Annotated in this window: 24 protein-coding genes; 3 read left to right on the forward strand and 21 right to left on the reverse strand. The window is 61.5% G+C overall.

The window, feature by feature from the left end; all coding sequences use genetic code 11:
- Positions 1–2 precede the first annotated feature (2 nt).
- The 6 genes from PI739_RS08035 to alaC all read right to left on the reverse strand — a co-directional run bounded on the left by PI739_RS08035 (position 3) and on the right by alaC (position 6,502).
- Complete coding sequence (locus PI739_RS08035) at positions 3–1,460, reverse strand: GntT/GntP/DsdX family permease (RefSeq protein ID WP_044308694.1); 1,458 nt, start codon at positions 1,458–1,460, stop codon at positions 3–5.
- Positions 1,461–1,595: 135 nt separating this feature from the next.
- Positions 1,596–2,234, reverse strand: a complete 639-nt coding sequence (gene otnC, locus PI739_RS08040) for a 3-oxo-tetronate 4-phosphate decarboxylase (RefSeq protein WP_003392253.1) — start codon at positions 2,232–2,234, stop codon at positions 1,596–1,598.
- A complete protein-coding gene (otnK, locus tag PI739_RS08045) occupies positions 2,234–3,523 on the reverse strand; it encodes a 3-oxo-tetronate kinase (protein ID WP_054081278.1) in 1,290 nt (429 codons plus the stop codon). The genes otnC and otnK overlap by 1 nt, the downstream gene beginning before the upstream one ends.
- A gap of 10 nt (positions 3,524–3,533) precedes the next feature.
- Positions 3,534–4,439, reverse strand: coding sequence for an L-threonate dehydrogenase (ltnD, locus tag PI739_RS08050; RefSeq protein ID WP_003316718.1), 906 nt, complete (start codon positions 4,437–4,439; stop codon positions 3,534–3,536).
- Positions 4,440–4,664: 225 nt separating this feature from the next.
- Complete coding sequence (locus PI739_RS08055) at positions 4,665–5,120, reverse strand: YkgJ family cysteine cluster protein (RefSeq protein WP_002551717.1); 456 nt, start codon at positions 5,118–5,120, stop codon at positions 4,665–4,667.
- A gap of 173 nt (positions 5,121–5,293) precedes the next feature.
- Positions 5,294–6,502: an alanine transaminase gene (gene alaC, locus PI739_RS08060; RefSeq protein ID WP_003346356.1), complete on the reverse strand. Its 1,209-nt coding sequence runs from the start codon at positions 6,500–6,502 to the stop codon at positions 5,294–5,296.
- A gap of 337 nt (positions 6,503–6,839) precedes the next feature.
- Here alaC and ilvD point away from each other — a divergent pair, with 337 nt between their 5' ends.
- On the forward strand, positions 6,840–8,687 hold the full coding sequence (ilvD, locus tag PI739_RS08065; protein ID WP_044308688.1) for a dihydroxy-acid dehydratase: 1,848 nt from the start codon (positions 6,840–6,842) through the stop codon (positions 8,685–8,687).
- 69 nt (positions 8,688–8,756) lie between these two features.
- Here the strand turns inward: ilvD and PI739_RS08070 are convergent, their stop codons facing one another.
- The 8 genes from PI739_RS08070 to PI739_RS08105 all read right to left on the reverse strand — a co-directional run bounded on the left by PI739_RS08070 (position 8,757) and on the right by PI739_RS08105 (position 15,135).
- On the reverse strand, positions 8,757–9,080 hold the full coding sequence (locus PI739_RS08070) for a DUF3392 domain-containing protein (RefSeq protein ID WP_002551720.1): 324 nt from the start codon (positions 9,078–9,080) through the stop codon (positions 8,757–8,759).
- 9 nt (positions 9,081–9,089) lie between these two features.
- Complete coding sequence (gene hemW, locus PI739_RS08075; RefSeq protein WP_271351683.1) at positions 9,090–10,304, reverse strand: radical SAM family heme chaperone HemW; 1,215 nt, start codon at positions 10,302–10,304, stop codon at positions 9,090–9,092.
- Complete coding sequence (gene rdgB / locus PI739_RS08080) at positions 10,301–10,894, reverse strand: RdgB/HAM1 family non-canonical purine NTP pyrophosphatase (RefSeq protein ID WP_003366128.1); 594 nt, start codon at positions 10,892–10,894, stop codon at positions 10,301–10,303. Before rdgB ends, hemW begins: the two co-directional genes overlap by 4 nt.
- Positions 10,895–10,927: 33 nt before the next feature.
- Entirely contained in the window at positions 10,928–11,548 is a 621-nt protein-coding gene (gene metW / locus PI739_RS08085) for a methionine biosynthesis protein MetW (protein ID WP_003316724.1), read from the reverse strand.
- 7 nt (positions 11,549–11,555) lie between these two features.
- Entirely contained in the window at positions 11,556–12,695 is a 1,140-nt protein-coding gene (gene metX, locus PI739_RS08090) for a homoserine O-succinyltransferase MetX (RefSeq protein ID WP_003432070.1), read from the reverse strand.
- 297 nt (positions 12,696–12,992) lie between these two features.
- Positions 12,993–13,583 (reverse strand): YggT family protein, encoded by a 591-nt coding sequence (locus PI739_RS08095; RefSeq protein ID WP_003366132.1) that lies wholly within the window; start codon positions 13,581–13,583, stop codon positions 12,993–12,995.
- A gap of 25 nt (positions 13,584–13,608) precedes the next feature.
- Positions 13,609–14,427 carry a pyrroline-5-carboxylate reductase gene (proC, locus tag PI739_RS08100; protein ID WP_003366134.1) on the reverse strand — a complete coding sequence of 273 codons (819 nt, stop codon included), beginning with the start codon at positions 14,425–14,427 and terminating at the stop codon, positions 13,609–13,611.
- A gap of 21 nt (positions 14,428–14,448) precedes the next feature.
- Positions 14,449–15,135 carry a YggS family pyridoxal phosphate-dependent enzyme gene (locus PI739_RS08105; RefSeq protein ID WP_003366136.1) on the reverse strand — a complete coding sequence of 229 codons (687 nt, stop codon included), beginning with the start codon at positions 15,133–15,135 and terminating at the stop codon, positions 14,449–14,451.
- Between the two features lie 55 nt (positions 15,136–15,190).
- Between PI739_RS08105 and PI739_RS08110 the strand changes: the two genes are divergently transcribed.
- A complete protein-coding gene (locus PI739_RS08110; protein ID WP_003366137.1) occupies positions 15,191–16,225 on the forward strand; it encodes a type IV pilus twitching motility protein PilT in 1,035 nt (344 codons plus the stop codon).
- 95 nt (positions 16,226–16,320) lie between these two features.
- Here PI739_RS08110 and PI739_RS08115 read toward each other — a convergent pair whose 3' ends face one another.
- The gene (locus PI739_RS08115) at positions 16,321–16,998 is read right to left on the reverse strand and encodes a C40 family peptidase (RefSeq protein ID WP_003432065.1); all 678 of its coding nucleotides are present in this window, start codon (positions 16,996–16,998) and stop codon (positions 16,321–16,323) included.
- 250 nt (positions 16,999–17,248) lie between these two features.
- On the opposite strand from PI739_RS08115, the gene PI739_RS08120 reads away from it, so the two are divergent.
- A complete protein-coding gene (locus tag PI739_RS08120) occupies positions 17,249–17,653 on the forward strand; it encodes an NINE protein (RefSeq protein ID WP_271351685.1) in 405 nt (134 codons plus the stop codon).
- Between the two features lie 91 nt (positions 17,654–17,744).
- Here PI739_RS08120 and PI739_RS08125 read toward each other — a convergent pair whose 3' ends face one another.
- The 6 genes from PI739_RS08125 to PI739_RS08150 all read right to left on the reverse strand — a co-directional run bounded on the left by PI739_RS08125 (position 17,745) and on the right by PI739_RS08150 (position 22,788).
- Positions 17,745–19,016, reverse strand: a complete 1,272-nt coding sequence (locus tag PI739_RS08125; protein WP_129484618.1) for a dihydroorotase — start codon at positions 19,014–19,016, stop codon at positions 17,745–17,747.
- Entirely contained in the window at positions 19,013–20,017 is a 1,005-nt protein-coding gene (locus PI739_RS08130; RefSeq protein ID WP_003366142.1) for an aspartate carbamoyltransferase catalytic subunit, read from the reverse strand. Before PI739_RS08130 ends, PI739_RS08125 begins: the two co-directional genes overlap by 4 nt.
- A 12-nt stretch (positions 20,018–20,029) precedes the next feature.
- Positions 20,030–20,542: a bifunctional pyr operon transcriptional regulator/uracil phosphoribosyltransferase PyrR gene (pyrR, locus tag PI739_RS08135; RefSeq protein WP_003366144.1), complete on the reverse strand. Its 513-nt coding sequence runs from the start codon at positions 20,540–20,542 to the stop codon at positions 20,030–20,032.
- Between the two features lie 255 nt (positions 20,543–20,797).
- Positions 20,798–21,238 (reverse strand): Holliday junction resolvase RuvX, encoded by a 441-nt coding sequence (ruvX, locus tag PI739_RS08140; protein ID WP_002551734.1) that lies wholly within the window; start codon positions 21,236–21,238, stop codon positions 20,798–20,800.
- A complete protein-coding gene (locus tag PI739_RS08145) occupies positions 21,238–21,810 on the reverse strand; it encodes a YqgE/AlgH family protein (protein ID WP_003366147.1) in 573 nt (190 codons plus the stop codon). Before PI739_RS08145 ends, ruvX begins: the two co-directional genes overlap by 1 nt.
- A 75-nt stretch (positions 21,811–21,885) precedes the next feature.
- Complete coding sequence (locus tag PI739_RS08150) at positions 21,886–22,788, reverse strand: energy transducer TonB (protein WP_032609252.1); 903 nt, start codon at positions 22,786–22,788, stop codon at positions 21,886–21,888.
- Positions 22,789–22,914 lie beyond the last annotated feature (126 nt).

Consider the following 22,914-nt stretch of genomic DNA (forward strand, 5'->3'; position numbering starts at 1 on the left):
GGTCAGACGAATGGCCAAAGCAGCAGCGTGATCACGAAGCCCAGTGTGCCGAGCAGCGTGACCAGTACGGTCCAGGTGCGCAAGCCGTCGGCGACGTTGAGGCCCGCCAGCTTGGTGAACATCCAGTAACCGGCATCGTTGATGTGCGACATGGCCAGACCGCCACCGCCCATGGCCAGACACAGCAGGGCCAGGTGGTTGGCGCTCAGGTCCAGCGTGGCGATCAGCGGGCTGAGAATGCCTGCAGTAGTGACCAGTGCAACGGTGGTCGAGCCCTGGACGGCGCGCAGCAGGAGGGTCAGCAGGAAGCCCAGCGCGAGTACCGGCAGACCGGTGTTGCGCAGCGCCTCGGAGACCACGGCACCAATGCCGGTGTCGACCAGCACCTTGCCGAATACGCCGCCGGCGCCGGCAATCAGGATCACCATCGCCACACCCGGCAAGGCCGAGCCGATCACATCGGACACCTGAGTACGGCTCCAGCCGCGACGCGAGCCCAGCAGCCAGGCGCACAGCAGGGTATCGATCAGCAGCGCAACCAAGGGGGCACCCAGTACGGTCAGCACTGCGCGCAGCGTGGACGTGGCTGGCAGCATGGTGGTGGCCAGTGTGCCCATCAGAATCAGCACGATCGGCAGCAGGATCAGCGCGATGATCAGTCCGAAACCCGGTGCGGGCGCAGGCGGCAGCTTGCTTGCCAGGCTGCTGGCGCTTTCTTCGATGCCCATTGTTCGGGTTTCGGTCGCTTCGCGCGCAGCGGAATAATCGTTACGGGCCCAGGCTTCCAGGTCTTCGTTGGTGACGTGCGGGCCATAGACTTCGGCGCGGATGTCATCGGTCATCGGGTAGGTCTTGCGGGTCATGCGGCCCGCGACGAAGTAGCCGATCATGCACAGCACGGCAACGATCGGAATACCCAGCATCAGCACCCGGCCCAGGTCCGCGCCCAACTGGCTGGCGGCGGCAACAGCGCCAGGGTGCGGCGGCAGAAACGCATGCACGGCGAGCAGTGCGGCGCACATCGGCAGCGCGAAAATCAGCAGCGGCTTGCGTGCCGCACGCGCCACACCGTAAGCCAGCGGCATGAGGATGATCACGCCGACCTCGAAGAACACCGGAATACCGACCATGAAACCCGCAACGGTCAGCGCCAGAGGCGTGCGCTTGTTGCCGAAGCGGTTGATCAGGGTCTTGGCCAGTGCTTCGGCCCCGCCGGACAGCTCGATGATGCGCCCGATCATCGCGCCCAGCGCGATGATGATCGCGATATGGCCGAGCGTCTTGCCCATGCCGCCTTCGATGGTGGCAACCAGATCGGCCGGTTTAACACCGGCGACCAGCGCCACGATAATGCTGACCAGCATCAGGGCGACGAAGGGCTGGAATTTGTACTTGAGCACCAGAAACAACAGCAGTGCGATGCCCGCACCGGCCACGACCATCAACATGAGCGGCGTCATGCCCGTGCACTCCGGTCAATGGTGGTAAAGACTGACAACGAAACAGCGGGGTAGGGGTGAGTCATGCTCTCGATTCCTGTTGTTATTGTTTTTCGACCGGGAGGCGCAATGCGCTCCCCGATCACCGTGTGCTCGTTACCACCTGGCGCCGAACACCTGACGCAGCTCTTCAAGCGCCGCCGGGTCCAGCGGTGCAGGTTTGGGGTTGCTCATCAGCCACAGACGGGCAGTCTCTTCCAGCTCCTCCAGGGCATAGCAGGCCTTGGCCACCGAGCTTTCCCAGACCACTGGACCGAGGCGCTCCAGCATCACGCCGCGCACGCTGTTGGCCAGTTCCGCCACGCGCTCGGCGACTTTCGGTGAGCCGGGACGTTCGTAAGGGATCAAGGGGATATGCCCGACCTTCATGACCTGATACGGCGTCAGCGGCGGCAGAATGTCGTCCTCCTGCCACACTCCGGCCAGGGTCAGGGCGACCAGATGCGTCGAGTGCGTATGCACCACGCCGCCGACCTGCGGGTTGCGGTCGTAGACTTCGCGGTGCAGGGCCAGGGTCTTGGACGGCTTGCTGCCGGACACCCATTCACCGGCCAGATTGACCTTGGCGATATCGGCCGGGTCCATGCGGCCCAGGCAGGCGTCGGTCGGGGTAATCAGCCAGCCGTCGTCGAGTCGTGCGCTGATGTTGCCGGCGCTGCCCACCGTATAGCCACGGCCATACAGCAGACGGCCGACGTCGCAGATTTCCTGACGCAGTGCGTTTTCGTCGATCATCAGGCCGCCCCCGCCAGTTGCTTGAGCGCCTTGGCGAAGAAGTCGCGCGCACCGAAATTGCCGGATTTGAGGGCCAGAGCCAGCGGTTGTGCGCCGCTGCTCACCGTGGCCGGAACGCCCGGATCAATCTGTGCGCCGATCTGCAGCAACTGCACGCCCAGTGCCTGAACCACGGCACCGGAAGTTTCGCCACCGGCAACCACGAAACGCCGTACGCCTGCGTCCAGCAGCCCTTTGGCGATTTCGCCGAGTGCGGCTTCGACCATGGCTCCGGAGCGTTCGACGCCCAGCTCTTTCTGCACAGCTTTGACTTCATCCGGTGTGCTGGTGGCGTAGATCAATACGGTCTGCCCGGCATCTCTGGCGAAGGCCAGCGCCTGCTCGACCACTGGCTTGCCAGCGGCCAGGTCCAGCGGATTGATGCGCAGCGCAGGGCGATCGGCTTCCAGCCAGGCCGCAACCTGACCGTTGGTGGCGACCGATGCGCTACCCGCCAGTACCACTTCGCCGCCACTGATGGCGACCTGCTTGGCGGCATCGATATCGCGCAGCTTGCCTGCCTTGCGGAAGTTACCCGGCAGGCCCAGCGCCAGCCCCGAGCCACCGGTCAGCAGCGGCAAGTCGGCGCAGGCTTCGCCCAGGGTGTACAGATCGGCATCCGACAGGGCATCGGCGATCGCCATGCTCACACCTTCGGCGCGCAGCTCGGCAATTCTGTTGCGCACGCCTTCGACGCCCTGGGCAATGCTGTCATAGCGCAACAGGCCGACCTTGTGGCGGGTCTGCGCTTGCAGCACACGCACCAGATTGGCGTCGGTCATGGGCGTCAGCGGGTGGTTCTGCATGCCCGATTCACTGAGTAACTGGTCCTGTACGAACAGATGACCACGGAAAATCGTGCGGCCGTTTTCCGGGAAGGCCGGGCAAGCGAGGGTGAAATCGCTGCCCAGTTGCTCCAGCAGTGCTTCGCTGACCTGGCCGATGTTGCCCGCGGCGGTGGAATCGAAGGTCGAGCAGTATTTGAAGAAGATCTGCTCGCAGCCGCGCTCGCGCAGCCACTCCAGAGCCGCCAGGGATTCAGCCACCGCGTCGGCGCTGGGCGTGGTACGCGATTTCAGCGCGATGACAATCGCGTCGGCGTCGAGACCGGCAGCCATCTCGGCGCTGGGGATGCCAATGCTCTGCACGGTGCGCATGCCGCCCCGCACCAGCATGTTGGCCAGGTCGGTGGCGCCGGTGAAGTCATCGGCAATGCAGCCCAGCAGCGGGCGAGCGTTATTCAGGCTCATCAGTCGCTCCTCAGGCTTTTTCTGGCTTGGCTTTCGGCAACTCGATGCCCGGGAAAATCTTGATCACGGCCGAGTCATCCTCGCGACCGAAGCCGGCGCTGGATGCCTGCATGAACATCTGGTGCGCGGTGGCCGAGAGCGGCAGCGGGAATTTGCTGCTGCGTGCGGTATCCAGCACCAGACCCAGGTCCTTGACGAAGATGTCCACGGCCGACAGCGGCGTGTAATCGGCATTGAGGATGTGCGGCACGCGGTTTTCGAACATCCACGAGTTACCGGCACTGTTGGTGATCACTTCATACAGCGCGTCAGCATCGACACCTTCGCGCAGGCCGAGGGCCATGGCTTCGGCACTGGCGGCGATGTGTACACCCGCGAGCAACTGATTGATGATTTTGACTTTCGAACCCAGACCGTGGACGTCGCCCAGGCGATAGACCTTGCCGGCCATGCCGTTGAGGATGGCTTCTGCCTTGGCGTAGGACTCGGCAGGGCCGGAGGTCATCATGGTCATCTGACCTGCGGCAGCCTTGGCGGCACCGCCGGAGATAGGCGCATCGAGGTACAGCAGGTTCTGTGCGGCCAGACGCTCGCCCAGTTCGACGGCGAAGGTAGGCGCGACGGTGGCGCAACCGATGACCAGGCAGCCTGGGCGCAGGGCGGCAATGGCGCCGTTTTCGCCAAACAGCACGGTTTCGGTCTGCTCGGCGTTGACTACGACTGTGATGATCACATCGCAGGCAGCGGCCATGCTGGCCGGAGAGTCACAGGCAACCCCGCCTTCCTGGGCGAATGCTTCGGTCACGCTGGTGCGCACATCACAGGCATGCACAGTGAAGCCGCTACGCAGCAACGAGCGGGCAATGCCCAGACCCATCGCACCCAGGCCGATAACGCCAACGTTTTTGCCAGTCATGCAGTAATCCTCGAAGTCAGTGCCGATGCCTGTGAAGCCGACATTCGGACGTTATTGTTCTGATCTGTGAATCTGATAGTGAATCAATGAGTAAATAATGTGAAGTATTTTTATTTTTCACAAAAATTAACATCGATAGGCTTTTTCCATCGCGCACAAAAAAGCCCCTGTGCGGGGCTTGATTGATAGCGATGATGTCCGGCGTGCTGCGTCGCCTTTCACGAATCAGAATTTTGGCACTGGCGCGCTGGTGGCGTTTCTCAGTGAGCCGCTTTCCTGACGCACGACTTCTTTGGGCTTGTACGCGCAATAACCGGGACGCGGCCCGACTTTCGGGTGGTTGCGGCAGGTGTCCGGGCGCTTGTCATAGATGGTGCACAGGCGGCTTTTGCGGTCCAGGTACAGGCAGTCGTTGTTGCTCATGCGCTGCAAGGTGAAGATCTCGGACTTCTGGTTGTAGCGCTCGACGATGCCTTCTTTCTGCAGACGCTTGGCGATGTTCTTGGCCGGGTCGCCGCGTTCGAACTCATCGACGATGCCGATGCGGATCAGGTCCTTGATCTTCACTTCTACCGGCAACGTGCAGCAACTGGACACGCAGCCCCCGCACATGTGGCTGGAGTATTTGGCCCAGGTGTCGATGCGATCGAGTTCTGCGGCGGCGATCAAGGTGGGTTTCATTTCAGGTCAGGCTTCCGGGTGTATCGGGGCGCGCGATCATACCGGTCTGCAGCGATTTGCAGAAATCAAAAATTGCCGAGGCGACTGTCGGTCAGGTGTGGAGAGGCGGTTGGTTGCAGCGTCCACGCCTGCCGAGCGCAGTCGGTCAGCAGGCGCGGTGTCTCAGAAGGAACTCAGGACTTGAGCTTGTCGTCGGCCCTGAACATGCTGCGGATGCCACGAACGGCCTGGCGGATGCGGTCCTGGTTCTCGATCAGGGCGAAGCGCACATGATCGTCGCCGTACTCACCGAAACCGATGCCCGGCGAGACACACACCTTGGCTTCGGCCAGCAGCTTCTTGGCGAACTCCAGCGAACCCAGGTGCGCATAAGCCTGTGGAATCTTCGCCCAGACGTACATAGAGGCCTTGGGGTTCTCGACCATCCAGCCCAGCTCGTGCAAGCCCTTGACCAGCACGTTGCGGCGCTGGCGATACTGCTCGGCAATGTCGAGCACGCACTGCTGATCGCCTTCCAGCGCGGCAATCGCCGCCACCTGAAGTGGCGTGAAGGTACCGTAGTCGTGGTAACTCTTGATCCGCGCCAGTGCATTCACCAGTTCGGGGTTGCCGACCATGAAGCCAATCCGCCAGCCCGCCATGTTGTAGCTCTTGGACAAGGTGAAGAACTCCACGGCAATGTCCTTGGCGCCCGGCACCTGCATGATCGACGGGGCTTTCCAGCCATCGTAGACGATGTCGGCGTACGCCAGGTCATGCACCACCAGAACGTCGTACTGTTTGGCCAGGGCCACCACGCGCTCGAAGAAATCCAGCTCCACACATTGCGCAGTCGGGTTGGACGGAAAGCCCAGAATCATCATCTTCGGCTTGGGAATCGAGCCGCGAATGGCTTTTTCCAGCTCGTCGAAGAAGTCCACGCCTGGCACCAGCGGCACCGATCGCACCTGGGCGCCGGCAATCACGGCACCGTAGATGTGGATCGGGTAACTGGGGTTGGGCACCAGCACCGTGTCGCCCTGATCCAGCGTGGCGAGCATCAGGTGGGCCAGGCCTTCCTTGGAACCAATGGTCACGATCGCTTCGCTTTCAGGGTCGATGTCGACCTCGTAGCGCTTCTTGTACCAGTTGGAAATCGCCCGACGCAGGCGTGGAATGCCGCGCGAGGTGGAGTAGCCGTGGGTGTCTTCGCGCTGGGCGACGGTGATCAGTTTTTCGACAATGTGCGGCGGTGTGGCCCCGTCGGGGTTGCCCATGCTCAGGTCGATAATGTCCTCACCGCGACGACGAGCAGCCATTTTCAGCTCGGCGGTGATGTTGAACACGTAAGGGGGGAGTCGATCGATGCGCGCAAAGCGGCGCGGCGAACCTTGGTCTGCCATGAGTATCTCGCGTACGTAAGCGCCCGGAACCGTCCGAGCGACGTGGCCACATGAGGCGGCCTGCCGAGGAAGATAGATGGGCTGACAGCCTTTTGTCCATCGGGATTTGCAACGCCGTGCCAAGACCGATATTCGGACCCCACCAAACCACCCGGCGGTGTAGAATCGGCGCTATTCATCGCCAGTCATCCCCGGCGGGTTTATGAGCTCAGGCCGAATACACGGTGATCCCGTGGTGTTCGGTTTCTTCGCTGCCTGCGGTCACTGCCGCTCGTCCGCGACGTCAATAGAAGCTCACTCCCTTCCTGATCAGCCTTATTTTTGCCGGAGTGTTTCAATGCCTGATTACCGCTCGAAAACGTCCACCCACGGCCGTAACATGGCCGGCGCTCGTGCCCTGTGGCGCGCCACGGGCATGAAGGACGAAGACTTCAAGAAACCGATCATCGCCATCGCCAACTCCTTCACCCAGTTCGTACCCGGCCACGTCCACCTCAAGGACATGGGCCAGCTGGTCGCGCGTGAAGTCGAGCGCGCCGGTGGCGTGGCCAAGGAATTCAACACCATTGCGGTCGACGATGGCATCGCCATGGGCCACGACGGCATGCTCTATTCGCTGCCGAGCCGCGAGATCATTGCCGACTCGGTCGAGTACATGGTCAATGCGCATTGCGCCGACGCCATCGTGTGCATTTCCAACTGCGACAAGATCACCCCGGGCATGCTGATGGCGTCGTTGCGCCTGAACATTCCGGTGATCTTCGTCTCCGGCGGGCCAATGGAAGCGGGCAAGACCAAACTGGCCAGCCACGGCCTGGATCTGGTCGATGCGATGGTCATCGCCGCCGACTCGACAGCCAGTGACGAAAAAGTCGCCGAGTACGAGCGCAGCGCCTGTCCGACCTGCGGGTCGTGTTCCGGCATGTTCACCGCCAACTCGATGAACTGCCTGACCGAAGCACTGGGTCTGGCCCTGCCGGGCAACGGTTCCGCACTCGCCACCCACAGCGACCGCGAGCAGCTCTTCCTGCAGGCCGGCCGCACCATCGTTGACCTGTGCCGTCAGTACTACAAGGAAAACGATGACTCGGTGTTGCCGCGCAACATCGCCAACTTCAAGGCGTTCGAGAACGCCATGACGCTGGACATCGCCATGGGCGGTTCGACCAACACCATCCTGCACTTGCTGGCCGCTGCTCAGGAAGCCGAGATCGACTTCGACCTGCGCCACATCGACCGCCTGTCGCGCAAGGTGCCGCAGCTGTGCAAGGTCGCGCCGAACATCCAGAAGTACCACATGGAAGACGTGCACCGCGCGGGCGGGATCTTCAGCATCCTCGGCGAGCTGGCCCGTGGCGGCCTGCTGCACACCGACCTGCCGACCGTACACAGCAAGACCCTAGCTGAAGGCATCGCCAAATGGGACATCACCCAGACTGACGACGAGGCCGTGCACACCTTCTTCAAGGCAGGCCCGGCGGGCATCCCGACGCAGACCGCGTTCAGCCAGTCGACCCGCTGGGACAGCCTGGATGCTGACCGTGAAAACGGCTGCATTCGTAGCGTCCAGCACGCCTATTCGCAAGAAGGTGGCCTGGCCGTGCTGTACGGCAACATCGCACTGGACGGCTGCGTGGTGAAAACCGCTGGCGTCGACGAGTCGATCCACGTCTTCGAAGGCAACGCGAAGATCTTCGAAAGTCAGGACAGCGCGGTGCGCGGGATTCTCGCTGACGAAGTCAAAGCGGGCGACATTGTCATCATTCGCTACGAAGGCCCGAAAGGCGGCCCGGGCATGCAGGAAATGCTCTACCCGACGTCCTACCTGAAGTCCAAGGGGCTGGGCAAGGATTGCGCACTGCTGACTGATGGTCGCTTCTCGGGCGGTACGTCCGGCCTGTCCATCGGCCACGCCTCACCGGAAGCGGCGGCAGGCGGAGCGATCGGTCTGGTGCGCGACGGTGACAAGGTGCTGATCGACATCCCCAATCGCTCGATCAACCTGCTGATCGACGATGCCGAGATGGCCGAGCGTCGCACCGAACAGGACAAGAAAGGCTGGAAACCTGTCGAGTCGCGTCCACGCAAAGTGACCACCGCCCTCAAGGCCTACGCCCTGCTGGCGACCAGCGCTGACAAGGGCGCGGTGCGTGACAAGGCGTTGCTGGACAAACTGGTGCCTTGATCTGCATCGGCAACACTAAAAAGCCCGGCAGAGATGCCGGGCTTTTTGCTGCGTTTGAAAAAGCAGCGCTTACTTGCGGTCCGCAATTACCCCGATCAGCACCAGCACCACCAACAGCACCGGCGCCAGGCTGTAGTTGTTGAACTGGCTGAGGCCGCGCACTACCCAAGGCGTGGCATAGATCAGCGCCGCGCCGCTGCCCACGGCGCACAGCAGGGCGATGAGCGGGATGCGCAGAGCACCTGTGATGCCGCTGATTCGCTGTTCCAGCCAGCCTTTGATGTCCGAGCCAAACAGCACCAGCAGACAGCCCACCAGCGCGAGCGCGATTTCCGAGAGATTGCTGCGGCTCCAGCGCGAGACGGTGGCGAGCAAATCGAGTACGAAATCCATGCAGGGTCCTTAGATCAGAAAGTATTGCAGCAGGTCGTTGAGGAACAGCTGGCCTTGTGGCGTGGCGATCAGGCGTGTCGGGTCCTGGTGCAGCAACCCCTTTTGTTCAGCCTGTCGACGCGCCTCGGCCAGCGAATCGAGGCTTAGACCGGTTCTTTCGCGAAATAACGCAGCGTCCACACCATTTGTCAGTCGCAGTGCGTTCATCAGGAATTCGAACGGCAATTCATCCAGCGGCAACAGCTTGGAACCGGCCTGAAACGGCTTGTCCGGGTTCAGGTAATCCTTGGGCAGCCGGGTTTTCCAGGTGCGCATGATGCGCCCGTCCGGGTGGCTCAGCTTGCCGTGTGCGCCTGCGCCGATGCCGATGAAATCACCGAACGCCCAATAGTTGAGGTTATGCCGCGCCGGTTTTCCGGGCTGTGCATAAGCCGACACTTCGTATTGCGCGTAGTCATGAGTGGCCAGCAACTGCTGTCCGGTTTCCTGAATGTCCCAAAGAATGTCGTCTTCGGGCAGCACCGGTGGCTGATTCCAGAACACCGTGTTGGGCTCCAGGGTCAGTTGATACCAGGACAGGTGGGTCGGCGCGAGGGCAATGGCCTGGCGCAGATCGGCCAGCGCCTCGTCCTGGGACTGATCCGGCAGGCCGTGCATCAGGTCCAGGTTGAAGTTGTCGAAACCGGCCTGACGCGCCATATCGGCGGCACGAATTGCTTCGTCGCCGTTGTGAATGCGGCCCAGCGCCTTGAGTTTGGATTCCTGAAAGCTCTGAATGCCGATCGACAGTCGATTGATGCCCAGGCCGCGATAGGCGCTGAACTTGACCTGCTCGAAGGTGCCCGGGTTGGCTTCCAGCGTGATCTCGATATCGCTGGCAAAGCGGATGCGCTGTTCGACGCCTTGCAGCAGGCGCCCCAGCGCATCGGCGCTGAACAGGCTCGGCGTACCGCCACCAAAGAAGATCGATTGCAGCTCGCGGCCGTAGACGTGCGGCAGGTCCAGGTCCAGGTCGGCGAGCAGGGCGTCGACGTATTCCTGTTCCGGCAGCACCGGGCTGGCAGTGTGCGAGTTGAAGTCGCAGTACGGGCATTTGCGCACGCACCACGGAATATGGATGTACAGCGACAACGGCGGCAGGTGCGGCAGTGCAGGGCGCGGGCTCTCTGACGAGAAGCCGCTCTCGCCGAGAAACAGCGGCTGCGCAGGCGAATCGTGGGTCATTGCAGACCCAGGCGTTGCCGCAACAGGACCATCGCGCGGGCGCGGTGGCTGAGCTGGTTCTTCTCGGTCGGGCCCAGTTCGGCACTCGAGCAGTTGCGCTCCGGCACCCAGAACAGCGGGTCATAGCCGAAGCCGTGTTCACCGCTGGCGGCGTGCAGGATGCGCCCGTGCCACAGCCCTTCACAGAGGATCGGCAATGGATCGTCGGCGTGGCGCACCAGCGCCAATACGCAGACGAACTGTGCACCACGCTGGTCGTCCGGCACGTCTTTGAGCGCTTCCAGCAGCTTGGCGTTGTTGGCGGCATCGCCCTGGCCATCGGCGTAGCGTGCGGAATAGATACCCGGCGCACCGCCGAGAAAGTCCACCGCCAGCCCTGAGTCGTCGGCCAGCGCAGGCAGACCGGACAGACGCGCGGCGTTGCGTGCCTTGAGGATTGCATTCTCGACAAATGACAGGCCGGTTTCTTCCGGCTCCACCAGACTGAACTCGCTGACCGAGCGCAGCGTTACACTGCCGCCGAGCATGGCTTGGAGTTCCTTGAGTTTGCCGCCATTGTGGCTGGCCAGTACGAGTTGTGTGAGGTTCATGGTTGGCCTGTCGTGGTGCTTGGGAACGGTCGGTTAAACGGCAATCCTGTGGTCCGTCAGCCCAGGGCTGGTGACGCGGTAGATGCCGATCTCGCCGAGCAGATTGGGCCAGAGTTTACTGGCCCAGCCATGACGGTGCTGCTGATCGACCGCCAGCCTGTCGAGCACCTGCGCATCGCGCTCGCGGCACAGCTCTTCGAAGTCGCCGAAGGTGCAGAAGTGAATGTTCGGCGTGTTGTACCAGGTATACGGCAGGAATTCGGACACCGGCATGCGGCCCTTGCTCGCCAGGTACCAGCGGCAGCGCCAGTGACCGAAGTTCGGGAAGGTGATGATGCACTGGCGACCGACGCGCAGCATCTCGTCGAGGATTCGGTCCGGGTAATGCACCGCTTGCAGGGCCTGGGTCATGACCACGACGTCGAAGCTGTTGCTGGCAAAGTTGCCCAGCCCCTTGTCGAGGTCCTGCTCGATGACGTTGATGCCCTTGGCGACACACTCGGCAATGTTGGCCGCGTCGTTTTCCAGCCCGTAGCCGGTGACCTGCTTGTGGTCACGCAGCCAGGTCAGCAATTCGCCGTCACCGCAGCCCAGGTCGAGCACGCGGCTGCCTGCGGGAATCCATTCCTGAATGATTTCCAGATCGGCTCTCATGGCGTCCTCACAACGAAATTCGGTTCATGTAATTACCGAAAGCCTGCAAGTAGCGCGGAATCGGGATCAGAAAGGCGTCGTGGCCTTGAGGTGCGTCGATTTCCAGGTAACAGACGTCCTTGCGCGCGGCCATCAGCGCGTCCACCAGTTCCCGCGAGCGGGCCGGCGAGAAGCGCCAGTCGGTGGTGAACGACATCACGCAGAATTTGGCGGTGGCGTTGGCGAATGTCTTGGCCAAGTCGTCGTTGAAGTTCGCCGCAGGGTCGAAGTAATCCAGTGCCTTGGTCATCAACAGGTAGGTATTGGCGTCGAAACGCCCGGAAAATTCTTCACCCTGATAACGCAGGTAGCTCTCGACCTGAAACTCGACGCTGTGGAAGTCGTAGTTGAGTTTTTCGCTCTTCAGACCACGGCCGAATTTCTCGCCCATCGAGTCATCCGACAGATAAGTGATGTGCCCGACCATCCGCGCGAGCATCAGGCCGCGTTTAGGGATGACGCCGCGCTCCTGGAACGAGCCGCCGTGAAATTCAGGGTCGGTGAGAATGGCTTGGCGCGCCACCTCGTTGAACGCGATGTTCTGTGCCGACAGCTTGGGGGCAGAGGCGATCGCCAGGCAATGGCGCACGCGATCCGGGTAGCTGATGGTCCATTGCAGCGCCTGCATGCCGCCCAGGCTGCCGCCAATGACCGCTGCCCAAGTGTCGATACCCAGCAGATCCGCCAGCCGGGCCTGACTGTTGACCCAGTCTTCCACGGTCACCACCGGAAAATTGGCACCGAACGGCTTGCCGGTGTCCGGGTCAATGCTGCTCGGCCCGGTGGAGCCATTGCAGCCGCCCAGATTGTTAAGGCTGACGACGAAGAACTTGTTGGTGTCGATAGGCTTGCCGGGACCGATACAGCTGTCCCACCAACCGGGTTTGCGGTCATCGGCACTGTGGAAGCCTGCGGCATGGTGGTGCCCGGACAGCGCATGACAGATCAGCACGGCATTGCTGCGTGCGGCGTTGAGTTGACCGTAGGTTTCGTAAATCAGGTCATAGGCTGGCAACGAACGACCACAGGCCAGCGCCAGAGGCTCGCTGAAATGCGCCGTTTGCGGTGTGACCAGTCCGACAGAATCGTGAGGGAATACCGTGGGCATCGACCCTGCTCTCGCATAAATGAGGCGTAAGTCTAAAGACCGCGGGGTGCAGCGGCAATAAGGGATATTGTGAGACGTAAATCAACGGCACGATAGTTACGAGGTGATCGTTCCTCACGCTCCAGCGCGGGAATGCCTCGGGTGACGCTCCGCGTCACAGATCTGCGCCGTGCCGCATGCTCCGGATAGGACGCGGAGCGTCGAGAACGGCATGCCCACGCGGAGCATGGGCACGATAGGCGTTCTTTCGAACGTCACGCTCCAGCGCGGGAACCTCTAGCGCGGGAACAAGGGGGCTTACATCAACAGCCGCAGCACATCCGGCATGCCGCTCATGGCGGCGAGGTTGTTGATAACCAGCATGTCCAGCAGCTTGAGCACCAGGAATGCGAGGATCGGCGAGATGTCCAGGCCGCCCAGGTTCGGGACGATCCTGCGAAACGGTGCCAGTGCCGGTTCGCAGATCTGGTTGACCAGTTCCGCGCCAGGGTTGTGGCTGCCCGGTGCGACCCACGACAGAATCACGCTGATGATCAGGGCAAAGAAGAAGATCTTCAGGAACAGCGCGGTCACGCCGATGATCGACCACAGCAGCAGGTGCAGCGGGTCGCCCGTGGTGCCGAACATCAGCAGCAGGGTCAGGGCCATCAGGATCATCTGCACGATGATCGCCAGCACCAGCGACGACATGTCCAGCCCGAACAGGCTGGGGATGATGCGTCGCAGCGGCTTGAGCAGCGGCTGGGTGGCGCGCACGATGAACTGGCACAGCGGGTTGTAGAAGTTGGCCCGTACCAGTTGCAGGACAAAGCGCAACAGCACGATCAGCAGGTAAAGACTGCCAAGCGTCTGCAGGACGTAAATTGCAGCGGTGTTCAATCCGATCATCGATCTGCTCCAGAAAACCCGAAAATTATTTGCCCAGTTGTTCAGCCAGCTCGGCTGCACGATGGTCTGCGGCGGTCAGTGCCGTTTCCACCAGTGCCTCGAATCCGCCCGCCTGAAATGCCTTGATGGCCGCCTCGGTGGTCCCGCCCGGCGATGTAACGCGACGACGCAGCTCGCCAGCGCCTGCATCACTGCCAGTCGCGATCAAGGCCGAGCCCAGCGCTGTCTGCAGGGTCAGCTTTTTAGCAATGTCCTCCGGCAGACCCAGTTTCACGCCTGCCGCAGTCATCGCTTCCATCATCAGAAAGAAATACGCCGGGCCACTGCCGGACACTGCCGTGACAGCGTCCATGTGTTTTTCCTGCTCGACCCAGACCGCGATGCCGACTGCGGCCAGCAACGCCTCGGCCTGCTCACGCTGCTCTGGCGTGACGTTGTCGGTGGCGTACAACCCGCTGGCACCCTGACGCAGCAGTGAGGGCGTATTGGGCATGCAGCGCACCACCGGCTGCTCGCCCAGCCACTGCGTCAGGCTGGCGCAGGTGATGCCGGCCGCGACCGAAACAATCAGCTGGTGAGGTTCGAGACTGGGCTTCAAGGCCTGGCAGACGTTTTTCATCATCTGCGGCTTGACCGCCAGTACCACCACGTCGGCGCCATTGATCGCGTCGGCGTTGTCGGCGAATACCTGGATGCCGTGATCGTTGGCGATGCGCTCGCGGGTTTCGGCACCCGGCGCACTGGCACTGATCAGTGCCGCCTCCACGCCCTGGGCGCGCAGGCCGCCGATCAGGCTGGCGGCCATGTTTCCGGCACCAACGAAGGCAATACGGGTCTTGCTCATGAAGGGGTCCTTGTGAAGAGGTTATGGCTGGCCATAGTCGCGGGCGCCAAAAAGAGCGGTGCCGATGCGCACCCAGGTCGCGCCTTGTGCAACGGCGGCTTCCAGGTCGTGGCTCATGCCCATGGAAAGTGTGTCGAGCGGCAGGTGCAATTGCTCCTGCAGCGTGCGCACTGCGGCGAAGGATGCGTTCTGCGCTGCAGGATCGTCTGTAGGCTCGGGGATGGCCATCAGGCCGCGCAACCTGAGTCGCGGCAGGGCGCTGATGGCTGCGGCCAGCGCAGGCAGGTCCTGAGGCGTACAGCCCGATTTGCTGGCTTCGCCACTGACGTTCACCTGAATGCAGATGTTCAGCGGTTCAAGCGCTTCGGGGCGTTGCTCGGACAGGCGTTGAGCGATTTTCAGGCGGTCCACGGAATGTACCCAGTCGAAGTTCTCGGCGATAGCTCGCGTCTTGTTCGATTGAATGGGGCCAATAAAGTGCCAGCACAAGGGCAGGTCGCTCAGTTCGAGCTGTTTGCCCAGTGCTTCCTGTAAATAATTTTCGCCAAAATCGCGCAAACCTGCGGTGTAAGCTTCACGCAGGTCACTGGCGGGCTTGGTTTTACTCACCGCCAGCAGGCCGACGGACGCTGGATCGCGCTCAGCAGCAAGCGCTGCGTCGCGAATTCGCTGTTCGAGCGTTGAAATGTTCGCTGCTATCGTGGACATTGATTTGCGCCAGCAGGGCTAAAGTCTGCGGCATTCTATGTGATTGAGGAGCTGTATGGATATTACCGAGCTGCTGGCCTTCAGTGCCAAACAGGGCGCGTCGGACTTGCACCTCTCTGCAGGTCTGCCGCCAATGATCCGCGTCGACGGCGATGTACGGCGTATCAACCTGCCTCCGCTGGACGCGAAGGAGGTCAAGGCGCTGATCTACGACATCATGAACGACAAGCAACGGCAGGACTTCGAAGAACGGCTGGAAACCGACTTTTCCTTCGAAGTGCCGGGCGTGGCGCGGTTTCGGGTCAACGCTTTCAACCAGAACCGCGGTGCTGGCGCGGTCTTCCGGACCATCCCTTCGAAAATCCTGAGCATGGAAGACTTGGGCATGGGCAGTGTGTTTCGGAAGATTACCGACGTGGCGCGTGGCCTGATTCTGGTCACCGGCCCGACCGGCTCAGGCAAGTCGACCACCCTGGCGGCGATGATCGACTACCTGAATAACAACAAGCATCACCACATTCTGACCATCGAGGACCCGATCGAATTCGTCCACGAGTCGAAGAAGTGCCTGGTCAACCAGCGCGAGGTGCACCGCGACACACTGGGCTTCTCGGAGGCGCTGCGCTCGGCGTTGCGTGAAGACCCGGACGTGATTCTGGTCGGGGAGATGCGTGACCTGGAGACCATCCGCCTGGCGCTGACCGCGGCTGAAACCGGCCACCTGGTATTCGGCACGCTGCACACCACATCAGCAGCCAAGACCATCGACCGGATCGTCGATGTGTTTCCGGCTCAGGAAAAATCGATGATTCGCTCGATGCTCTCCGAATCGCTGCACGCCGTGGTTTCGCAGGCGTTGCTCAAGAAGGTCGGCGGCGGACGCGTGGCAGCGCACGAAATCATGATGGGCACCCCGGCGATCCGTAACCTGATCCGCGAGGACAAGGTGGCGCAGATGTATTCGTCGATCCAGACGGGCGGCTCGATGGGCATGCAGACGCTGGACATGTGCCTGGCCGATCTGGTGAAGAAGGGGCTGATCACCCGCGAAAGCGCGCGCGAACGTGCCAAGGTGCCGGATAACTTCTGATCGCAGGGAGGCTGCAGGAACGAAAAAGGGGTCTTGAACGCGTTCAAGACCCCTTTTTTCAGATGCGGCTTGCGGACCGCGGATTCATACCAGGATCAGCGCTGAACCACACGCATCTGTCCTGGTTGCTTGGGCAGCACGCGCTTGGCGATCTTGTAGTGACTGTTCCAATACGGTTTGTTCAGCGTATCGACAGTTACGGCCTTGCCACGGCGCGGCGCATGAACGAACTTGTTGTCGCCCAGGTAAATGGCGACGTGGTTGATGTTGCGGCTCTTGATATTGAAGAACAGCAGGTCACCGGGTTTCAGATCCTTGCGATCCACCGTTTGACCATGACCCTGGGCCATGGCATTGGAGGTGCGTGGCAGGTCGACCTCACGGACATCCGTGTAGGCGTATTTGACCAGTCCGCTGCAGTCCAGGCCTTTGCCGGGCGTGGTGCCGCCCCAGCGATAAGGCGTGCCCACAGCCTGCAAGGCGCGTTTTACAACGGCGCTGCCTTGCTTGGCAGGTGCAGAAGCCTGCAAGGCCGCGATTTTTTTGGCGTTCTTGCGTGAAAGCGGCTTCTGGACGGCGCTGGTAGCGCCGTACTGAGTTCGGGTGGTGGTGGCTTCCTTGGGTGCATTGCGAGTCGCGAGTGCCGGTGAAGAGTGGCTTTTGGCGGTGTAGCCCGTGAAGCTCGCAGGAAGTTGTTGCTCACGATTGGTGGCGTGGGCGGCCAGTGGCATAAATAGGCAAATGGTTAGCCATGTCTTGAAAAAAGGACGCATTCGGCAGGGCTCATGGTGGTCAGCGCGCAACTTTATAACAGCTTTTTCAAAAAAACTGACCCCATTTGTCGAGCGCATCACAGTGGCATCATTGCATTTTATGCGACAGACTCTTTCTTTTTTCGGGCTAATCCCTTTAGCGACAAGGGCTTGGCGGCATTAAACCGCCTCATGTGCCATACGTCGGAATAGGGAAACCAAGTCACAATTTTGTTATGTATTTTTTTCTATCAGCGCAAAGAGGGCAAAAATGAACGCCTATCGTTCAGACACACACAGCAAGGTCATGGGTTACCTGATGTGGATTTTCGGCTTCCTGGGAGCGCATCGCTTCTACTACGGCAAACCGGTCACCGGGACCATCTGGTTCTTCACGTTCGGTCTGTTTGGCATTGGCTGGCTGATTGACCTGTTCCTGATCCCGTCGATGGACCGTGACGCCGACCTGCGCTTTACCCCCGGCTCCACCGACTACAGCGTGGCGTGGGTGCTGCTGACCTTCCTCGGCCTGTTCGGCGTGCACCGCATGTACCAGGGCAAGTGGATTACCGGGGTTATCTACCTGTTTACCGGCGGGCTGTTTCTGGTGGGCATCCTCTATGACTTCTGGACATTGAATGACCAGATCTCGATGAAGAACGCCCGACGCAGGTAAGGCTTGGGCAGAGGGGCTGACGCAGAGCGTCGCCCGGCTCGCTCCCACAGTGATGCAACGAGGAACGTGGGAGCGAGAGCCCGGAGCGGGCTCAACGGCTGTAGCTGATCCGTCCATCCACCAGTGTGTAGCGTACCGAACCGGGCAGGCAGTGACCGATGAAGGGGCAGTTTTCGCCTTTTGACAGCCAGGTCTCGCCGGCAACCGTCGAGGCGGCAGGGTCGAACAGGACGATGTCGGCGGGTGCCCCTGCGCTCAGCTTGCCGGCTGGCAGGCGCAGCGCGGCGGCAGGGCCGCTGCTCAGGCGGGCGATTAGGCTCGGCAGGTCCAGCAGGCCGTCATCCACCAGGGTCATGGCCAGCGGCAGCAACAGTTCGACGCTGCTGATGCCCGGCTCCGTAGCGCCAAACGGCGCCAGCTTGGCATCGCGTTCGTGCGGCTGGTGATGGCTGGAAATCGCCTGAATGACACCGCTCTTCACCGCTTCACGCAGACCATCGCGGTCAGCGCGGGTGCGCAGCGGCGGCTGGACGTGATAGAGGCTGGAGAAGTCGATCAGCGCCTCGTCAGTCAGAATCAACTGATACAACGCCACATCCGCCGTCACCGGCAGACCGCGCGCCTGTGCCTGGGCGATCAGCGCCGCGCCACGGGCACTGGTCAGCTGGCTGAAGTGCGCACGTACACCGCTCTGTTCGACCAGCAACAGGTCGCGAGCCAGCGCTACGGTTTCGGCCGTCTCGGGAATGCCCGCCAGACCCAGGAAACTGGCCGTCGGACCATCGTGTGCCAGACCGCCTTCGGCCAGATCACGATCCTGCGAGTTGAAAATCACCGTCAGGTCGAAGGTCGCCGCATATTCCAGTGCCCGGCACAGCGTGCGGGTGTTGCTGAAGCTGCTCAGACCATTGCCGAAGGCCACGCAACCTGCGTCGCGCAGGGCGATCAGTTCTGCCAGCTGTTCGCCTTCCAGGCCCTTGCTCAGCGCCCCGATGGGGAACACCTTGCTGAACCCGGCCTCACGGGCGCGGTCGAGGATCAGCTCGGCCACTGCCGAGGTGTCGAGCACCGGTTTGGTACGTGGCGGGCAGCACAGGCTGGTCACGCCGCCTGCCACCGCTGCGCGGGTTTCGCTGGCGATGCTGCCCTTGCGACTGTAGCCAGGTTCGCGCAAGGACACATTGAGGTCGACCAGGCCCGGTGCTGCGACCAGCCCGGTAGCGTCGATGGTCTGAGTGGGCTCGAAACCCGCCGGGGCCGAACCGATGGCGCTGAGTTTGCCTGCTTCAAGGTGCAGGTCAGTGATTTGATCCAGCCCGCTGACCGGGTCGATGACGCGAGCGCCGAGGATGCTGAGCTTCACTGGGCGTTCTCCTGTTCGAATTGGCGTTGTGCGTTTTGTCCGCTCATGGCCATGGACAGCACCGCCATGCGGATCGCGATACCGTAAGTCACTTGATTGAGAATCACCGAATGCGCGCCGTCGGCCACTGCCGATTCGATTTCCACGCCGCGGTTGATCGGGCCGGGGTGCATGACAATCGCATCCGGCTTCGCAGCCGCCAGGCGCGCGGTGGTCAGGCCGAACAGGCGGTAGAACTCGCCTTCGCTGGGCAGCAGGCCGCCGGTCATGCGTTCACGCTGCAGGCGCAGCATGATGACCACGTCCACGTCCTTCAAACCTTCGTTGAGGTCGGTGTAGACCTTGACCCCGTATTGCTCGACGCCTACCGGCAGCAGGGTTTTCGGCCCGATCACGCGGATATCCGGGCAGCCCAGCGCCTTGAGCGCAAGCATATTGGAGCGTGCGACCCGTGAATGCAGGATGTCACCGACGATGGCCACCGACAGGTTTTCGAAACCGCCCTTGTGACGGCGGATGGTCAGCATGTCGAGCATGCCCTGGGTCGGGTGGGCATGGCGTCCGTCGCCGCCGTTGATGATCGCGACGTCCGGGCATACGTGCTCGGCAATGAAGTGCGCCGCACCCGAGTCGGCGTGGCGCACGACGAACATGTCGGCGGCCATCGCTTCGAGGTTGCGCAAGGTGTCGAACAGCGTTTCCCCCTTGCTGGTGGACGAGGTCGAGACGTTCAGCGTGATCACGTCGGCTGACAGGCGCTGGGCTGCCAGCTCAAAGGTGGTGCGGGTGCGCGTGGAGTTCTCGAAGAACACGTTGCACACCGTCTTGCCGCGCAACAACGGGACTTTCTTGACCGCCCGGGCGCCGACTTCAAGGAACGAGTCGGCCGTGTCGAGAATTTCGGTAAGCAGCTCGCGGGGCAAGCCGTCCAGAGACAGGAAATGGCGCAGCTGGCCCAAGTGGTTGAGCTGCAGCGGGCGCTTGGCGTCGAGAGGCGTCATCGCAATGGACTCTTAAAGGGCGGTGGAGAGGTCTTGAAGTTCGAGCGCCAGCGGCTCTGGGCCGGACAGCTTGATGCGTTCATTCGGTGCCAGCGACAGGGTGGCGCCGACCACGTTCGGACGCACCGGCAGTTCACCGGCGTCCAGGTCCAGCAGGCAGACCAGCGTGACACTGGCCGGGCGGCCGTAATCGAACAGTTCGTTGAGCGCGGCGCGGACGGTGCGGCCGCTCATCAGCACGTCATCGATCAGCACCAGATGCTGGCCTTCGATCTCGAACGGCAGTTCAGAAGGGCGCACCTGAGGGTGCAGGCCGTTCTGGCTGAAATCATCGCGATAGAACGAAACGTCCAGCGTGCCCAGCGGAGCGGGGTTGTTCAGTGCCTTGAGCAGCGCCTGGGCAACCCAGACACCGCCAGTGCGGATGCCGATGAAACGAGGGTCGCTGATGCCGCGCTTGCTCAGGTGAGCGTTCAGGTCAGTGGCCATCTGACGAATCAGTTCGGCGGGATCGGGCAGGCTCATGGTTGCTCCTTAGAGGCTCGGGCAGCGTCCTTCCCAGACTGTGTAAAAACTACTGCGCTTGGCAATACTGCGTTAAAAACAGGCGAAAAATGCTCATTTAGAACACCTAAGGTCGGTCGCGACCCCGGCCGTTTTCGCCTGTTTTTGCCTTGTCTTGCCTTCGCTCGTAACGTTTTTACACAGTCTGGTCCGTGGCGCGATGCTCAAGCGATAACGTGGAATCCGGGTATCTCGAAGCGATAAAGGCAGAAAAAGTCACACATTCAACAGTTCGGGGTGCTCGTCCAGCCAGCCTTGCAGCAATAGCGCAGCGGCAATGGCATCCACCGGATTGTCGCGATAGCTGCCCTTCTGGCCGCCGCGCGCCATGCGCTCGCCCTTGGCTTCGAAGGTGGTCAGGCGTTCATCATGGGTGTAGACCGTTACACCAAAGCGTCCGTTGAGCTTGCGCGAGAATTTTTCCGCGCGCGCGCTCATGTCGCTGGGCGTGCCGTCCATGTTCAACGGCAGACCCACCACGATCGCATCAGGTTTCCACTCGTTGATCAGCGCCTGGACCTTGTCCCAGTCCGGCACGCCATTCTGCGCCTTGAGCGTGCAGAGTTCACGTGCCTGGCCGGTAATCGCCTGGCCGACCGCAACGCCGATCTGTTTGGTGCCGTAATCAATGCCCAGCAGCAGCCGTAAGGCGGCCATCAAGCGTGCCCTGCCTGGGTCGAGATCAGGTTGAGATTGATGCCCAGACGTCTGGCGGCGGCGTCCAGACGCTGCTCGCTGTCCACATCGAACAGGATGGCCGGGTCGAACGAACAGGTCAGCCAGGCATTGTCGGCCATTTCAGCATCCAGTTGACCGGCGTCCCATCCCGCATAACCCAGGGTGATCACATTTTGATCAGGTCCGTAGCCATCGGCGATGGAGAACAGCACATCCTGAGAAGTCGACAAGGAAATTCCGCCCGGAAGATTGACCGTCGCCTGAAAGGTCTGGCCGCTGGGATGCAGGACAAAGCCGCGATCGGTCTGCACCGGCCCGCCGGTATGAATGACGATGTCCTGGCAGTGTCTCGGTGCCGGAAGCTCCGGTCGCAGTTGTTCGAGTACATCGGCCAGGGTCAGGCTTTGCGGGCGGTTGATCACCAGCCCCATGGCGCCATTGGCGTTGTGCTCGACAATGTAGGTCAAGGTCTGAGCAAAGTTCTCATCGTGCATGTGAGGCATGGCGATGAGGAACTGATGCTTGAGATAACTCGGAGAGACTTTTTTCATGAGCCCTAGTTTGGCGTTGCCTTGCGCGGCTGACAACTGACACGTGTGGGTGTCGAGCGTCAGCGGGCAAAAAGTTCAGTTGCTTGACAGCTTGTCTCCGCGTGCAAATTTCCAGGTGCGGATGATCTCCAGTCGATCGATATCCGCCAGATCGCCGGTGAACGGCGCAAAAGGCGCCGCCAGACGCACGATTCGCTGTGCGGCCTGATCCAGCAAAGGCTGCCCTGAAGATTCAAGCACCAGCACTTCATACAACGAGCCGTCCCGATTGATTGACACAAGAAGTCGTAAATTACCGTAGATCTGCTTGCGTCGTGCTTCCTCAGGATAGTTCAGGTTTCCGACCCGCTCGACCTTCTTGCGCCAGTCATCCTTGTACCAGGCGCCTTTGTCGCGCATGGTCGACGCCGCATTGAGGCGGTGGATCTTCGGGCGCTTGGCGTAAAGCTGCTGTTCGGTCGACAGTTCGGCTTCCAGGCTGGCGATTTCGTTGCTCAGTTCCGAGCTGTCGAAGGTCGGTGCAGCCTTGGTGGCGGGCTCGGGCTTGACCTCATCGCGTTTGGCAACGGTTTTCTGCTGGCTGGGCGCGGTAGTCGCGACGGCGGTCTTCGGCGCTTCCTGTTTGACCACCGGCTTGCTGGCCGGGGGCGGCGTGACCTTGTTGACCTTGGTGTCCTGATAGGGCGCCAGTTCAGTGGTCTTGAGCGTTTCGGCCTTGTCCAGGGTGCCGCTGCCCTGCTGATCGTCTTGCGCCAGAAAGTCAGCCTGCTTGGGCTTTTCTTCGCTTTTGAAGGTGGCCAGGGTGATTTCCAGCGTCTGCGAGATCTGCTCCGGCTTTACATAGGTGAACCCCACGCCAAGGATCACCGCGAGGTGAATCAGCGCCGCAATCATCATGGTAAAGCCCAGGCGATCGGCAGGACGCACACCGGCGTTGGCGAGTTCCAGGGGGAGGTCGTTTTTGGCCATGGATGTCATTGGCGGTTCAGCATCTCGTCAGCCTGCATGTCAAAATCCGTGTCGTGTTACAGGTGGCGCATGATAACGCAATGTGCCGCGCCGCTCTGCTGCGGATCGGACGAAGGGAATCGATCTGACGCCGTG

Source organism: Pseudomonas cerasi (assembly GCF_027983475.1).
In the GTDB taxonomy this organism is placed as follows: Bacteria; Pseudomonadota; Gammaproteobacteria; order Pseudomonadales; family Pseudomonadaceae; genus Aquipseudomonas; species Aquipseudomonas cerasi.

Bases quoted from the DNA above. Each gene is read 5' to 3' on its own strand.
- PI739_RS08035 (WP_044308694.1), bottom strand. From the start codon at position 1,460: ATGACGCCGCTCATGTTGATGGTCGTGGCCGGTGCGGGCATCGCACTG.
- otnC (WP_003392253.1), bottom strand. From the start codon at position 2,234: ATGATCGACGAAAACGCACTGCGTCAGGAAATCTGCGACGTCGGCCGT.
- otnK (WP_054081278.1), bottom strand. From the start codon at position 3,523: ATGAGCCTGAATAACGCTCGCCCGCTGCTGGGCTGCATTGCCGATGAC.
- ltnD (WP_003316718.1), bottom strand. From the start codon at position 4,439: ATGACTGGCAAAAACGTTGGCGTTATCGGCCTGGGTGCGATGGGTCTG.
- PI739_RS08055 (WP_002551717.1), bottom strand. From the start codon at position 5,120: ATGAAACCCACCTTGATCGCCGCCGCAGAACTCGATCGCATCGACACC.
- alaC (WP_003346356.1), bottom strand. From the start codon at position 6,502: ATGGCAGACCAAGGTTCGCCGCGCCGCTTTGCGCGCATCGATCGACTC.
- ilvD (WP_044308688.1), top strand. From the start codon at position 6,840: ATGCCTGATTACCGCTCGAAAACGTCCACCCACGGCCGTAACATGGCC.
- PI739_RS08070 (WP_002551720.1), bottom strand. From the start codon at position 9,080: ATGGATTTCGTACTCGATTTGCTCGCCACCGTCTCGCGCTGGAGCCGC.
- hemW (WP_271351683.1), bottom strand. From the start codon at position 10,304: ATGACCCACGATTCGCCTGCGCAGCCGCTGTTTCTCGGCGAGAGCGGC.
- rdgB (WP_003366128.1), bottom strand. From the start codon at position 10,894: ATGAACCTCACACAACTCGTACTGGCCAGCCACAATGGCGGCAAACTC.
- metW (WP_003316724.1), bottom strand. From the start codon at position 11,548: ATGAGAGCCGATCTGGAAATCATTCAGGAATGGATTCCCGCAGGCAGC.
- metX (WP_003432070.1), bottom strand. From the start codon at position 12,695: ATGCCCACGGTATTCCCTCACGATTCTGTCGGACTGGTCACACCGCAA.
- PI739_RS08095 (WP_003366132.1), bottom strand. From the start codon at position 13,583: ATGATCGGATTGAACACCGCTGCAATTTACGTCCTGCAGACGCTTGGC.
- proC (WP_003366134.1), bottom strand. From the start codon at position 14,427: ATGAGCAAGACCCGTATTGCCTTCGTTGGTGCCGGAAACATGGCCGCC.
- PI739_RS08105 (WP_003366136.1), bottom strand. From the start codon at position 15,135: ATGTCCACGATAGCAGCGAACATTTCAACGCTCGAACAGCGAATTCGC.
- PI739_RS08110 (WP_003366137.1), top strand. From the start codon at position 15,191: ATGGATATTACCGAGCTGCTGGCCTTCAGTGCCAAACAGGGCGCGTCG.
- PI739_RS08115 (WP_003432065.1), bottom strand. From the start codon at position 16,998: ATGCGTCCTTTTTTCAAGACATGGCTAACCATTTGCCTATTTATGCCA.
- PI739_RS08120 (WP_271351685.1), top strand. From the start codon at position 17,249: ATGAACGCCTATCGTTCAGACACACACAGCAAGGTCATGGGTTACCTG.
- PI739_RS08130 (WP_003366142.1), bottom strand. From the start codon at position 20,017: ATGACGCCTCTCGACGCCAAGCGCCCGCTGCAGCTCAACCACTTGGGC.
- pyrR (WP_003366144.1), bottom strand. From the start codon at position 20,542: ATGAGCCTGCCCGATCCCGCCGAACTGATTCGTCAGATGGCCACTGAC.
- ruvX (WP_002551734.1), bottom strand. From the start codon at position 21,238: ATGGCCGCCTTACGGCTGCTGCTGGGCATTGATTACGGCACCAAACAG.
- PI739_RS08145 (WP_003366147.1), bottom strand. From the start codon at position 21,810: ATGAAAAAAGTCTCTCCGAGTTATCTCAAGCATCAGTTCCTCATCGCC.
- PI739_RS08150 (WP_032609252.1), bottom strand. From the start codon at position 22,788: ATGACATCCATGGCCAAAAACGACCTCCCCCTGGAACTCGCCAACGCC.